Annotated in this window: 12 protein-coding genes and 2 pseudogenes; 6 read left to right on the top strand and 8 right to left on the bottom strand. The window is 59.7% G+C overall.

Going from position 1 to position 13377, the window contains the following annotated elements:
- Positions 1-32: 32 nt before the first annotated feature.
- Positions 33-254 (bottom strand): annotated as a pseudogene (fdhE, locus tag ABH909_RS17315) (formate dehydrogenase accessory protein FdhE); the annotation flags it as partial.
- Between fdhE (ABH909_RS17315) and ABH909_RS17310 the strand changes: the two are divergent.
- Positions 255-332: pseudogene (locus tag ABH909_RS17310) on the top strand (type II toxin-antitoxin system mRNA interferase toxin, RelE/StbE family); the annotation flags it as partial.
- Between the two features lie 109 nt (positions 333-441).
- Here ABH909_RS17310 and fdhE (ABH909_RS17305) read toward each other — a convergent pair.
- From fdhE (ABH909_RS17305) to fdnG, 4 genes are read right to left on the bottom strand one after another with little or no spacing between them, the layout of a single operon-like run.
- Entirely contained in the window at positions 442-1368 is a 927-nt protein-coding gene (gene fdhE, locus ABH909_RS17305) for a formate dehydrogenase accessory protein FdhE (protein WP_429435369.1), read from the bottom strand.
- 4 nt (positions 1369-1372) lie between these two features.
- On the bottom strand, positions 1373-2026 hold the full coding sequence (locus ABH909_RS17300) for a formate dehydrogenase subunit gamma (RefSeq protein ID WP_429435366.1): 654 nt from the start codon (positions 2024-2026) through the stop codon (positions 1373-1375).
- Positions 2023-2967 (bottom strand): formate dehydrogenase subunit beta, encoded by a 945-nt coding sequence (gene fdxH / locus ABH909_RS17295; protein ID WP_429435363.1) that lies wholly within the window; start codon positions 2965-2967, stop codon positions 2023-2025. The genes ABH909_RS17300 and fdxH overlap by 4 nt, the downstream gene beginning before the upstream one ends.
- Entirely contained in the window at positions 2968-6033 is a 3066-nt protein-coding gene (fdnG, locus tag ABH909_RS17290; RefSeq protein ID WP_429435360.1) for a formate dehydrogenase-N subunit alpha, read from the bottom strand. It lies immediately after the preceding gene.
- Positions 6034-6403: 370 nt separating this feature from the next.
- On the opposite strand from fdnG, the gene ABH909_RS17285 reads away from it, so the two are divergent.
- Together ABH909_RS17285 and ABH909_RS17280 are read left to right on the top strand one after the other, a co-directional pair.
- Complete coding sequence (locus ABH909_RS17285; protein ID WP_429435357.1) at positions 6404-7552, top strand: MalY/PatB family protein; 1149 nt, start codon at positions 6404-6406, stop codon at positions 7550-7552.
- 286 nt (positions 7553-7838) lie between these two features.
- Positions 7839-8696, top strand: a complete 858-nt coding sequence (locus ABH909_RS17280; protein ID WP_429435354.1) for an SDR family oxidoreductase — start codon at positions 7839-7841, stop codon at positions 8694-8696.
- Between the two features lie 124 nt (positions 8697-8820).
- Here ABH909_RS17280 and ABH909_RS17275 read toward each other — a convergent pair whose 3' ends face one another.
- From ABH909_RS17275 to ABH909_RS17265, 3 genes are read right to left on the bottom strand one after another with little or no spacing between them, the layout of a single operon-like run.
- Positions 8821-9267: a DUF421 domain-containing protein gene (locus ABH909_RS17275; protein ID WP_429435351.1), complete on the bottom strand. Its 447-nt coding sequence runs from the start codon at positions 9265-9267 to the stop codon at positions 8821-8823.
- A gap of 7 nt (positions 9268-9274) precedes the next feature.
- The gene (locus ABH909_RS17270; RefSeq protein WP_429435350.1) at positions 9275-9793 is read right to left on the bottom strand and encodes a hypothetical protein; all 519 of its coding nucleotides are present in this window, start codon (positions 9791-9793) and stop codon (positions 9275-9277) included.
- The gene (locus ABH909_RS17265; protein WP_429435347.1) at positions 9790-10314 is read right to left on the bottom strand and encodes a CinA family protein; all 525 of its coding nucleotides are present in this window, start codon (positions 10312-10314) and stop codon (positions 9790-9792) included. The genes ABH909_RS17270 and ABH909_RS17265 overlap by 4 nt, the downstream gene beginning before the upstream one ends.
- Positions 10315-10483: 169 nt before the next feature.
- Between ABH909_RS17265 and ABH909_RS17260 the strand changes: the two genes are divergently transcribed.
- The 3 genes from ABH909_RS17260 to ABH909_RS17250 all read left to right on the top strand — a co-directional run bounded on the left by ABH909_RS17260 (position 10484) and on the right by ABH909_RS17250 (position 13197).
- Positions 10484-11095 (top strand): Yip1 family protein, encoded by a 612-nt coding sequence (locus ABH909_RS17260; RefSeq protein ID WP_429435344.1) that lies wholly within the window; start codon positions 10484-10486, stop codon positions 11093-11095.
- A 55-nt stretch (positions 11096-11150) separates the two neighbouring features.
- Positions 11151-12497 carry a cation:proton antiporter gene (locus ABH909_RS17255; RefSeq protein ID WP_429435343.1) on the top strand — a complete coding sequence of 449 codons (1347 nt, stop codon included), beginning with the start codon at positions 11151-11153 and terminating at the stop codon, positions 12495-12497.
- A gap of 223 nt (positions 12498-12720) precedes the next feature.
- Positions 12721-13197: a hemerythrin domain-containing protein gene (locus ABH909_RS17250; RefSeq protein ID WP_429439956.1), complete on the top strand. Its 477-nt coding sequence runs from the start codon at positions 12721-12723 to the stop codon at positions 13195-13197.
- Positions 13198-13377: the final 180 nt, after the last annotated feature.

Below are 13377 nucleotides of genomic sequence, written 5' to 3'. Positions count from 1 at the left end.
TTATCTCAAGCCTGAACATCAAGGGGACAGGCTCAGTCACCTCCCGGTGCCAGCATCAGATTGGGCGACAGGCGCTGGTAGCCTTCCTGCTCCAGGCGCATGTCCAGCATCAGGCTGGACAGGTCTGCCGAGAGTGCTTCGGCTTCGGCGTCGTTTTCCAGGTAGATCAGTTTCAAATAGCTGTTGCAGCCGGGGCAGACTTCCGCCCGCAACGGTGCCTGATTGGCGGCGTGACGGTCATCCTCGAAACTGATGATTACTTGGTGGTCTACCGGGTGACAGATCGAATCGAGATCTTGACCGTTTTGCATGCCAGGCAGGAATACCCCTGACTCGACCAGTTATTTGCATCGGATTTGACCAGCACGCTTCGTGGACATAACCGGATTTATCTCGCTTTGGGTGGGATTTATCTCAAGCCTGAACATCAAAGGGACACGCTCAGTCACCTCCCGGTGCCAGCATCAGATTCGGCGACAGGCGCTGGTAGCCTTCCTGCTCCAGGCGCATGTCCAGCATCAGGCTGGACAGGTCTGCCGAGAGTGCTTCGGCTTCGGCGTCATTTTCCAGGTAGATCAGTTTCAAATAGCTGTTGCAGCCGGGGCAGACTTCCGCCCGCAACGGTGCCTGATTGGCGGCGTGACGGTCATCCTCGAAACTGATGTATTGAAGCCCCTTGCTCTGTTCGCAGTACACGCACTTGACCCGCACCGCATGCCATTCGCAGGCACACAACGAGCACACCAGATAACGCAAACCGTTGTATTTGCCCCGATGACGAATCACCCCGGCCATCGCCGGCGAACCGCAGGCCGGGCATTGGCTGAGGCTGTCGCCGCGCTTGAGTTCAAGGTCGGGTGAACTCAGCAGCCAATGGCTCCAGGCCGCTTGCAGCGCTGCACCGAGGAACGGCACCAGTTCTGCCGGCAACATTGAATACTGGCCGCTGACCAAGGCAATCGCCCAGGCTTTGAGCAGCCCCGGGTTGGCACTGCGCAACGTCGCCACGGCGTTTTCTACCGCTGGTTGTGGCGGTGGCTGATAGCGTTGCAACAAGGCGTCGAGATACGGCAGCCAAACATTTTCACGCACCAGGCTGTCGGTGGCGAACGGTGGCAAGCCATGTTCCATGCACACCCGCAGACGTTCGGGATCGGGCATGGCGGCTACGGGCGGATTGTCTATCAGCTTCTGCTGAACGTGACACAGTCCGGCAACCAAACGCAGGTAATCCGCCAATGGATGTCCATCGGCCAAGCGTTCCAGGCGCAGCGCGCGCAAGGTGAACAGGTTGTTCGGTGGCAGGTATAGAAACGGCGGTGAACTCGCCGCCGCTTCTATCTGCCCAGGCTCGAGGATCGTGGCCAAGGGGTCATCCTTTTTTTGTGATCGGTCGCTCAGGCGTCTCGTCTCGGGTCACTTCCTGGTACCAGAGCTCATGGTGTCTTCTCGCCCAGGCGCGGCTGACCTGGCCACGCACCATGGCGTGGACCGAGCCGCGAATCCAGATGCCGGCATAGACGTGGACGATGATGCTCAGCACCAGGATGAACCCCGCCAGCGCATGCAACAGCATCGCCCAGCGAATACTGGTGATGCCAAAGTACGCGCTGAACCAGGCACGCCAGATCACCAGGCCGCTGAACAACAGCACCAGCATGCAGATCAGCAACACCCAGAACAGCAGCTTCTGCGCCGGGTTGTATTTGCCGATCGGCGGCACGCCCTCCTCTTCGTTACGCATGACAGTCCCGACGCGCCTGAGCCACAACCGGTCGTTGGCGCTGAAGTAATTCGCCCGCCAGAAACTGAACACCAGGCCGAGGAACAGCACAAACATCGCCACGCCCATGTACGGATGCAGAATGCGCGTCCACGAACCGCCGCCAAACAGGTTGCTGAGCCAGAACAGTCCCGGGTGGAACAAGGCCAGCCCCGACAGCGCGGCCGCGAGAAACAGAATCGCCACCAGCCAGTGATTGGTGCGCTGGTTGGCGGTGTAGCGCAGGATCGGTTTGTCGTTCATGGCCTGTCCTCCCCGCCGGGTTTCGTCGGATCAAAGGTGTGCACCGATGGATCGAACTCATGCACCGCCGGGTCGAGGGTGACGGGATGTTCGTCTTCCTCGACCAGTTGTGGCCCGACGCGCACGTAATGGAAGAACCCGGCCAGCACCGCCGCGCCCATGGCGAGCAACGCCAGGGGTTTGCTCAGGCCTTTCCACAGGTCCACCAGCGGGCTGATTGCCGGGTGATCCGGCAACCCGGCATACAACCTGGGCGTGTCGGCATGGTGCAGCACATACATGACGTGGGTACCGCCGACGCCCTCGGGGTCATACAAACCGGCGTTTTCGAAACCGCGGCTCTTGAGGTCGACGATACGTTCGGCCGCATGTTCTTTCATGTCTTCCTTGCTGCCGAAAACGATGGCGCCGGTCGGGCAGGTTTTTACGCAGGCCGGTTCCAGCCCCACCGCCACCCGGTCCGAGCACAGCGTGCATTTATAAGCCTTGTGGTCCTTTTGCGAGATACGCGGAATGTTGAACGGGCAACCGGTGATGCAATAGCCGCAGCCGATGCAGTGATCCTGATCGAAATCGACGATGCCGTTGGCGTGCTTGATGATCGCGCCGGGGCTGGGGCACGCCGCCAGGCAGCCGGGCTCGGCGCAGTGCATGCAGCCGTCTTTGCGAATCAGCCATTCGAGGTTGCCGGCGTCGGTTTCATGCTCGGTGAAGCGCATCAAGGTCCAGGTGTCTGCGCTGAGGTCTTGAGGGTTGTCGTAAGTGCCGAGGTTGTGACCGACATCGTCGCGCAACTCGTTCCATTCCGAGCAGGCGACCTGGCAGGCCTTGCAGCCAATGCACTTGGTGGTGTCGATCAGCTTGGCCACTTCCTCTTGCGTGCGCACCGAGGGCGGCATCGTGGTGGTGGCCGAACGGGCGATGATGTCTTGGCTGGCCATTTAGACTTTCTCCACGTTGACCAGGAATGACTTGGATTCCGGGGTCTGTGTGTTGCCATCGCCGAGGAACGGCACCAGGGTGTTGGTCAGGTAACCGTGACGGGTGGCGCCGGTGAAGCCCCAGTGCAACGGAATACCGATCTGATGCACCACTTGGTTATTGACCTGCAGCGGACGAATCCGTTTGGTCACCACCGCCACCGCTTCGATATGCCCGCGCTTGGAACTGACCCTTACCCGGTCACCGGCCGCAATGCCTTTCTCCTTGGCCAGCACCTCGCCGATTTCGACGAACTGCTCGGGCTGGGTCACGGCGTTGATCGGGCAATGCTTGGACCAGAAATGAAAGTGTTCGGTCAGCCGGTAGCTGGTCGCCGCATAAGGGAAGTCCTTGGCCTGCCCGAGGGTGTCCCAGACGGAATCGAAGACCCGTCCGGCCGGGTTGCTGGTGGCCTGCTTGTTGTTGGGGTGCATCGGGTTGATGCCGATGGGCGTCTCGAACGGTTCATAGTGTTCCGGGAATGGCCCTTCGTTCATCTTGTCGAGGGCAAAGAAACGCGCAACGCCTTCGGGATTCATGATGAACGGGTTCATTCCGGCTTCCGGCGGCACATCGGCCTTGTAGTCGGGCACGTCGGTGCCGGTCCAGACCTTGCCGTTCCACCACACCAGCCGTTTTTTCGCGTCCCACGGTTTACCTTGGGTGTCGCAAGAGGCGCGGTTGTAGAGAATCCGCCGATTCGCCGGCCAGGCCCAGGCCCAGCCCAGGTTCTGTTTCATGCCGAAAGGATCGCTGTTGTCACGCCGGGCCATGTTGTTGCCCTGCTCGGTCCAGCTGCCGCAGAAAATCCAGCAACCGGACGCCGTACTGCCATCGTCCTTGAGCTGACCGAAACCGGACAGCTGCTGACCGGTCTTGATCACCGCGCCCGAAGCATCGGTGACATCGGATACGGCGTAGCCGTTGAATTCCCGGGCCAGCTCTTCCGGCGTCGGGTCATCCGGCACTTTGTACGGCCAGTCGAGCTTGAGGATCGGCTCGGCCCAGGCTCCGCCGTTGGCCTGGTAACGCTGGCGCAGGCGCAGGAACAGCTCGGCCATGATCTTCACGTCGGTGCGCGCCTGGCCCGGACCGTCGGCCCCCTTCCAGTGCCATTGCAGCCAGCGACCGCTGTTGACCAGCGAACCGTTTTCTTCGGCGAAACAGGTGGTGGGCAGACGGATGACTTCGGTCTGGATCTCGGCCGTTTGCACATCGTTGTAAGGCCCGGCGTTGCGCCAGAACTCCGAGGTTTCGGTGGCCAACGGGTCCATCACCACCAGCCACTTGAGTTTGGCCAGCGCCTTCATCACCCGGTTCTTGTCCGGCAAGGCGGCGATCGGGTTGAAGCCCTGGCACATGTAGCCATTGACCTCGCCCTTGCCCATCATGTCGAACATTTTCAGGATGTCGTAGCCAGGAATGTCCAGTTTCGGCAACCAGTCGTAACCCCAGTTGTTCTCGGCGGTGGCATTGGCGCCGTACCAGGCTTTCATCAGGCTGACGTGAAACTTGCCGTAGTTCTGCCAGTAGGACATCTGCCCGGGCCGCAACGGCTTGAGTGCGCGCTTGGCAATGTAGGCGTTGTAGTCCTGTTCGGTCTCGGCCGGCAGGGTCAGGTAACCAGGCAGCAGGTTGGACAGCAAGCCCAGGTCGGTCAGGCCTTGGATGTTGGAGTGACCGCGCAGGGCATTGACGCCCCCGCCCGGCATGCCGACGTTGCCCAGCAGCAGTTGCACCATGGCCGCGCTGCGGATCATCTGCGAGCCGGTCGAATGCTGGGTCCAGCCCAACGCATAGAGAATCGTCATGGTTTTGCCCGGTTGCGAGCAGGTGGCGATCTCCTCCCAGATTTTCTTCATCGCATCCACGGGCATGCCGCAGACCTGACTGGCCAGCTCCAGGGTGTAGCGGCTGTAATGCTGCTTCATTAACTGGTAGACGCAGCGTGGATCTTGCAAGGTCGGGTCGACTTTGGCGAAGCCGTCCTCGCCGATTTCATAGCCCCAGCCAGACTTGTCGGTGTAGATGCGCTTGCCCGCGTCGTAACCGCTGAACAAGCCGTCCTCGAAACCGTAATTGGCCTTGACGATGAACGACACGTCCGTATAGGCGCGCACGTATTCGTGCTGGATCTTGTCTTCGGTCAGCAGGTAATTGATCAGCCCGCCCATGAAGGCGATGTCGGTGCCGGTGCGGATCGGCGCGTAATAGTCGGCCACCGAGGCGGTACGGGTGAAACGCGGGTCGACCACAATCAGCCGCGCCTTGTTATGGGCTTTGGCTTCGGTCACCCATTTGAAACCGCAAGGGTGCGCTTCGGCGGCATTGCCACCCATCACCAGAACCAGATTCGCGTTGGCGATATCGGTCCAGTGGTTGGTCATGGCACCACGGCCATACGTCGGGGCAAGACTTGCCACCGTCGGGCCATGTCAGACACGTGCCTGGTTATCGAACCCCAGCATGCCGAGACTGCGAATCACCTTGTGGGTGATGTAACCCGCTTCGTTGGACGATGCCGACGCCGCGAGGAAACCGGTGCTCAGCCAGCGATTCACCGTTTGCCCCTGGGCGTTTTTCTCGATGAAGTGGGCATCGCGGTCGGCCTTCATCAGGTCGGCGATGCGATCCAGCGCTTCATCCCAGGAGATACGCGTCCATTCCGTGGTGCCGGGCTTGCGCACCTGCGGATACTGCAGACGGCTGGGGCTGTGAATGAAATCGAGCAGGCCTGCGCCTTTGGGGCAGAGGGTGCCGCGATTGACGGGGTGGTCGGCATCGCCTTCGATGTGGATGATGCTCTGGGCGACATTCTTCGCGTTGTCACCCTGGCTGTACATGATCAAGCCGCAACCGACCGAGCAGTACGGGCAGGTGTTGCGGGTTTCATGGGTATGGGCGAGCTTGAAATGACGCACTTGTTCGGCAAAAGCAGGTGCCGGGGCCATCCCCAGCGCACCGAGGCTTGAGCCCGCAAGGCCGAGACCAGCGACCTTGAAGAACTGACGACGGTTGAGGTCCATCGTGCACTCCTGATCAGGTGGAAACCCGGTGCATTGGCCAGTCAGTCAAGTCATGACTCCTGTGGGAGCGGGCTTGCTCGCGAAAGCGGTGTGTCAGGCGACATCAATGTTGACTGTGCTGCCCTCTTCGCGAGCAAGCCCGCTCCCACAGGGATTTTGCTTAACTGCCTGGCATCATGCGTTGGCCGGGTTTTTCTGGACGATCACGGTGACGGCAACGGAACTACCGCCACCTTAAACTGTAGACAATGCTGTTTTGTGCGGTGTGAAAACCGACAGTCGGGTAATCCCCGAGCCTCAGGTAGCTCCCACAGAGGTTGGCGCTTATCATGACCACCGGATTAACCCCCTGCCTTTTATGAGACTGAGCATGACTTTCGATTTTGATCAGGTGTTCGACCGCCATGGCACAGGCAGTACCAAATGGAGCCGCTACCCGGCCGACGTGTTGCCGATGTGGGTCGCCGACATGGACTTTGCCGCGCCGCCAGCGATCATTCAGGCGCTGCAAAAACGCCTGGAACACCCGATGCTCGGTTACAGCGTGGCTCAGGATGACTTGCGTGAGGCCATCGTCGCCGACCTCTGGAACAAATACGCCTGGCGCGTGCAGCCTCAGGAGCTGGTCTTCCTGCCCGGTATTGAATCGGGGTTCAACATGGCCCTGAATGCGCTGGTTCAACCGCAGCAGAACGTGGTGGTACAAACGCCGAACTACCCGCCGCTGCGCCATGCGCCGGGCCACTGGCAGCTGAACAAAGTCGAACTGGATTTCGACGCGTTGGCCGATGGCACGTATGCCACGCCACTCGATGCCTTGCGCCAGGCCCTGCAGGGCGGCGGCGCGTTGCTGCTGAGCAACCCGCATAACCCGCTGGGCAAGGTCTTCCCGCGCGAGGAGTTGCAAGCGGTCGCCGACATTTGTCTGGAGCAGGATGCCTGGATCATCTCCGACGAGATCCACGCCCAGGTGTGCTTCGACGGGCGCGTACACATTCCGACCGCCTCGCTCAGCCCGCAGATCGCCAAGCGCACCATCACCCTGATGTCGGCGAGCAAGGCTTACAACATCGCCGGTTTGAAAACGGCGTTCATGATCATTCAGGACGCGGCACTGCGTCATCGGGTCAACAGCGCTCGCTGCGGCATGGTCGACAGCGTCAACCCGCTGGGCCTGGAAGCCACCCGCGTCGCCTATAGCGAAGGCGGCCCGTGGCTGGCCGAACTCATGGCCTACCTGCAAAGCAATCGGGATTATCTGGTGGAGGCGGTTCGTACGCGGTTGCCGGGTGTGGTCATGAATGTGCCTCAAGGCACTTACCTGGCGTGGCTCGATTGCACGGCGCTGGGGCTGGATGACCCGCAACAGTTCTTCCTCGAGCAGGCCAAGGTCGGGCTGAGCGCAGGGCTGGATTTCGGCGATCACGCCCGGCAGTTCGTGCGCTTGAACTTCGGCTGCCCGCGGGCGCTGCTGGAAGAAGGGATCGCGCGAATGGAACGTAGTTTGCGTAACCGCTGATTCTTACGGGCAACGAGGATCAAATGTAGGAGCTGGCGCAGCCTGCGATCTTTTGATTTTGATGTCAGCGCAAGCAAGATCAAAAGATCGCAGCCTTCGGCAGCTCCTACAGGGTGTACACCGTTCAAATGTGAGAGCAGTCATCGCGAGCAGGCTTGCACAAGGGATTTTCGGGTTGCCGAAGTCCATCGAAATCCAACCGAACTCAAGACAAAAGACCGGGGTCAACCCTCAACGAGCGCTGGTGGCGCTTGAATCTTTTGCTTTGAACAGAGGAGATTTCCCGATGACTGACTATCCAAAACCACCCTTCCCCAAACAAAGCCAGCCAGTCCCCGGAGTCCAGATGAAAATGGACCCTTATCCGGATTGTGGCGAGCAGAGCTACAAAGGTTCGGGTCGGCTGGAGGGCAAGATTGCCCTGATCACCGGTGCCGACAGCGGCATCGGCCGTGCGGTGGCGATTGCTTTCGCCCGGGAAGGCGCGGATGTGGTGGTGGCCTATCTGAATGAACAGGAAGATGCGCAGGAAACCGCACGCTGGGTCGAGCAGGCCGGTCGCCAATGCCTGCTGCTGCCTGGCGATGTGGCGCAGAAAGCGCACTGCCAGGCGCTGGTGGACAAAACGGTGGAGCGCTTTGGCCGAATCGACATTCTGGTCAACAACGCCGCCTTCCAGATGACCCACGAAAACATCGAGGACATCCCGGACGAAGAATGGGTAATGACTTTCGATGTGAACATCACGGCCATGTTCCGGCTCTGTCAGGCCGCGTTGAAACACATGAAGCCTGGCAGTTCGATCATCAACACCAGTTCGATCAACTCCGACATGCCCAAGCCGACATTGCTGGCCTACGCGACCACCAAGGGCGCGATTGCCAACTTCACCGCCGGCCTGGCGCAGATGCTGGGGCCAAAGAATATCCGGGTGAACAGCGTGGCGCCGGGGCCGATCTGGACGCCGTTGATCGTCTCGACCATGCCCGAGGAAGACGTGCAGAACTTCGGCTCGCAAACCCCGCTCGGCCGCCCCGGCCAACCGGCGGAAGTCGCGCCGATCTATGTGCTGCTGGCCTCGGATGAAGCCAGCTACATCACCGGGCAACGGTATGGCGTCACGGGCGGCAAGCCGATGCTTTGACGCCCGTGGGCTGCGATCGGCCCCGTAGGAGCTGCCGAAGGCTGCGATCTTTTGACTTTGATGTCAGCAAAAGCAAGATCAAAAGATCGCAGCCTTCGGCAGCTCCTACGGGGATCGCGGTGAGTCAGGGCTCTTGTGCAATCACCGATATTTTGCCATTGCGCTCGATGATGGCGAATTTGATCTGCTCAAGGGTTTCAATGCCCTGGCTCGAACGCGCGGCCTCCATGATATCTGCTTCGACCAATCGCGCATGGCGCAGGCGCTGGTGCAGGATCTGGCCGTTTTCGACAATGATCGTCGGCCCGCCGTCGATCAACCGCTGCACCCATTGCGAGCGCTGTTTGAGCAGTGAAAGGCCGACGTCAATGGCAATCAGCGTGATGATCACCAGCATCGAATTGGTCAGGGAAAAATCATTGCCCACCAGCGCTTGTTGGGTCGCTTCGCCGATGATCATCAGCAGTACGAAATCAAACGTCGTCAGTTCGGCCAGCGAGCGCCGACCGGCGATTTTGAACAGCACCATCAACGCCAGGTACATCACGGCTGCGCGCAATACCGAATCCATAAGTCACCTAAGGGAAAATGAATTGATCCACCTTGACGGGGGCTGCACCGGGCGAGGCGATATGGCTGCGAAACAGGCCCAGCCCCTCGCCACGCAAAGTCAGGTAAAGACTGGCCTGCCCTTGCGCGTCCGTTTGTACCCACAGTTTCATGCCCTGCTCGCCACTGAGTGCACGCACAGGTTCCGGTTGCAGGGTTTCGATTTCGAAGCCCTCCAGCAGTTTACCGGTCAGTTCCAGTTCAACCGTGGTATCCGGCCGGCCGATCACACTGACCTTCATCGGATTGGTCGAGCCATGACGGTGGAACATCTCGTACTCCACCCGTACCTTGCCATCGCTGCCGTGAACGTCCCGGGAACTGAGCGGGCCACGGGAAAACAAGCCGAGCAACGCCAACACCACCAGCAGCACCATCACGTACCAGCCCCAGCGTTCGAATCGCCAGACCTTGATCTGATAGGCCATGTCTTCGCGCACCGGAAAATCGCGGCTGTCGTCTTCAGTGCGGCGGGAATGCTCGTTCATTGGTTTACCCGATCTTGTTCACCGGTCTTGTCATCGGCCAGGGCGCGTTTGTGAAAAAACGAGATCCGCTTCAAGGCATGTTCGGCGGCCAGTAACTGGACCTTGCTGCGGGAGCCGTAAAAGCGATGCTGTTGGGTGAATACACACTTTCCTTTCTCGGTCTGATAAGCCCAGGCAAAACAGACGGTACCTGCCGGAATCCCGTCGACATCCTCCGGCCCCAGGATACCGGTGGTGGCCACGGCGACGTTGGCGGTGCTGTCGAGCAAGGCGCCCAAGGCCATTTCGCGAGCGACTTCGCAACTGGTCAGGTTGAAGGCTTCGATCGTATGGGGGCTGACGTTCAGTAACCGTTGTTTGGCTTCAGAAGAATAGACCACGTAGCCACTCTCGATCAGGTCCCCGCTGCCTGGCACTTCGGCCAGTAAGGTCACGATCTTTCCGGCGGTACAGGACTCGGCAGTGGTCAGTCGCAGGTCGTGGCGGCGCAAATATTCGACGACGGTATGGCTGACGTTCATGGCAGGGCCTCCAGGCAAGAGGAACTGCTCGGTTGACCTTCGACGCTGGCAAACATTCCCTCGGGCAGACCGCCCATGACCTCCGATAAAAAATGAACCCCCGGCGCTGGATGCACCTCAATACTGTTAGGGGCCCCTATGCCGGGCCGCTCGTTACCTGGAGGTCGACATGTCCGCACCCTTTGTCAGGCTGTTCACTCAGCCCAATTTCGTCTGGACCGATATCCGCAAAGAAGAGGAAGCGAATCCGCGCCATTACCTCGCCCATTTACTATTGCTCGCCTTGATTCCCGCCGTGTGCCTGTTTTTCGGGACCACCTACGTCGGCTGGAGCCTGGCCGAAAACGAAACGGTCAAACTCAGTACCGCCAGCGCCCTGCAACTCTGTGGGCTGCTGTACTTGAGCATCATTGTCGGCGTGGTGCTGATGGGGCTGTTCATCCGCTGGATGTCGCGCACCTTCGACTCCCGCCCCACCGTCAATCAGTGCATCGGTTTTGCCGCCTACACTGTCACCCCGTTCTTCCTTGCAGGTATTGCCGGGCTTTATCCGAGTCGCTGGCTGGCGATCACCGTGCTGGGGGCCGCCTCCCTTTATTCAACGTTTTTGCTGTTCGTCGGTTTGCCGATCTTCATGCACGAACGCAAGGAGCAAGGCCTGCTGTATGCGGCGAGCGTATGGGGCGTCGGGCTATTGGTGCTGGTGACTATTTTGGTGGAGATGATTCTGCTCTGGTTCAACTACCTGGGACCTGAGTACGTGCGCGTGACTGGCGTTTGATTTTCCTGAGTCCGCCATCCGCCGGCGGTCGGCGGTACACCTCCGAGAACCGGCCATGAGCTTCATTGTATGGGTGGCGGTGTTGGGTGCGGTGCTGCTGACCCTGGCGCTGACCTCGTCCTATCTGCGCTGGATGCCGGTGACCACGTCAGCGGTGTGCCTGGCGCTGGGCGTGGCGATCGGGCCGGGTGGCCTGGGCTTGTTGAAGCTGGACATCAAGGACACGGCGATCTGGATGGAGCACCTGACGGAAGTCGCTGTGCTCTTTTCGCTGTTTGTCTGCGGGCTCAAATTGCGTCTGCCACTGAAGGATCTTCGATGGCGGGTGGCGTTCGGCCTGGCGGGACCGGTGATGATCTTGACCATCATTGGCGTCTGCCTGCTACTGCATTACGGTTTTGCCCTGGCGTGGGGGCCGTCGTTGCTGATCGGGGCGATTCTGGCCCCCACCGATCCGGTACTGGCCTCACTGCTGCAGGTCAACGACGCCAGGGATTACGACTCGGTGCGTTTCGGGCTCACCGGCGAGGCGGGCCTCAATGACGGCATCGCCTTTCCATTCGTGATCCTCGGCTTACTCTTCGTGCAGCAGGGCGGCAATAGCGACGCCTGGCTCAGTGACTGGGCATTGAAAAGTGTGCTGTGGGCCGTGCCTGCCGGTTTGTTCATCGGTTACTGGATGGGCCACGGTATCGGTCGCTTGACCTTGTCGATGCGCATCCGCAATGCCGACAGCACCATCTCCCCCAACGATTACCTGACACTGGCCCTGATCGCCCTCGCCTATGTCGCGGCCGAGGTGATCCATGGCTATGGCTTTCTGTCGGTATTCGCCGCCGGCCTGGGGTTGCGACAGGCCGAAGTCAAATCCACCGGCGACGCGCGAATCCCTGCCGAGCATCTGGTGCAACCGATCGTCGGCCACCAAAACGTCGAACCTGAGGCTGCCGTCCACGGCGACGTGGCGAATCTGCCAGAAACCCAAGTCGCGGCGGGCATCATGATGGGTGACATGCTGGCATTCGGCAGTTTGGTAGAACGGGCCATGGAAGTGTTTCTGGTCACCCTGCTGGGCGTAGTGCTGGTGGGCCATTGGGATTGGCGAGCGTTGGTGATTGCGCTGGTGTTGTTCTGTGCCATTCGCCCCTTGTGCGTATGGCTCATGCCATGGGGGCGCTTGCTGGACGGTCGCCAGCAGCTGTTGATCGGCTGGTTCGGGATCCGCGGGATCGGGAGTTTTTATTACCTGTTCTACGCCTTGAACCACGACCTCGGTCCGGCGGCAGCGACGCTGTGCACCGACCTGACGTTGTCGGTGGTGGCGCTCAGCATTCTGGCGCATGGCATCAGTACTCAACCGATGCTGACTCGTTATGAGCGCCGCCATGAACCGGATGCCTGACACCTTTTTGGGTGAGGCAATCGTTCGTTCAACCTGCATTGAACAGCAACGGATATTCTTGCAGGTTGCACGACAAACGCCGCCCTCCTTTGATTGCAACTCACTGTTTTTACGGGACTTTTCTGAAACATCGAAACAGGCACGGGAAATGCTCCAGCTCTATGAGCGACAACGGCATGAAGACCGTTTGCGCTTATCCCGTGACGAAACAAGAGGTTTGACCATGAACGCCATTGACCTGTTGAAAGCCGACCATGAACGCGTGAAAGGCATCCTGGCCCAGTTGAGCGAGTCCACCGAACGTGGGGTGAAAAAGCGCACCGAGCTGCTGGCCAAACTGGAAATGGAAATCACGATCCATACCCGTCTGGAAGAGGAAGTGCTGTATCCGGCGTATAAAAAAGCCGGGGGCAAGGAACAGGACGTGATGTATTACGAAGCCAAGGAAGAACATCGCGCCGTCGATACGCTGGTGCTTCCGGACCTGAAAACCACTGACCCCTCCACCGTCGAATTTGCCGGTCGAGTGAAAGTGGTCAAGGAACTGCTGGAACATCACATTGAAGAAGAGGAAACGGAAATGTTTCCTCAGGCAAAAAAATTGCTGGGCAAAACGACGCTTGACGAATTGGGTGCGGAGATGGAAAGCCTGAAAACACGCTACAAAAAAGAACTGGGCGCGCCGATTCTCGCTGCTTGATGGGGGGAATAGCAAAGCCCGGTGAATGACGAACGAGAGTCTTGAGTCAGTGAGAAACCTGTGGCGAGGGAGGCATGCTCGCGCTTGAGTGCATAGCGCTCACAAAAAATCGGCAATGGTTGTCAGATTTTTGGGGCCGCTACGCAGCCCAGCGCGAGCAAGCTCGCTCGCCACGGAGGA

This window comes from Pseudomonas sp. BS3782 TE3695 (assembly GCF_050435305.1).
Classification (GTDB): Bacteria; Pseudomonadota; Gammaproteobacteria; order Pseudomonadales; family Pseudomonadaceae; genus Aquipseudomonas.
This window is presented reverse-complemented; position numbering and strand designations above follow the sequence as displayed.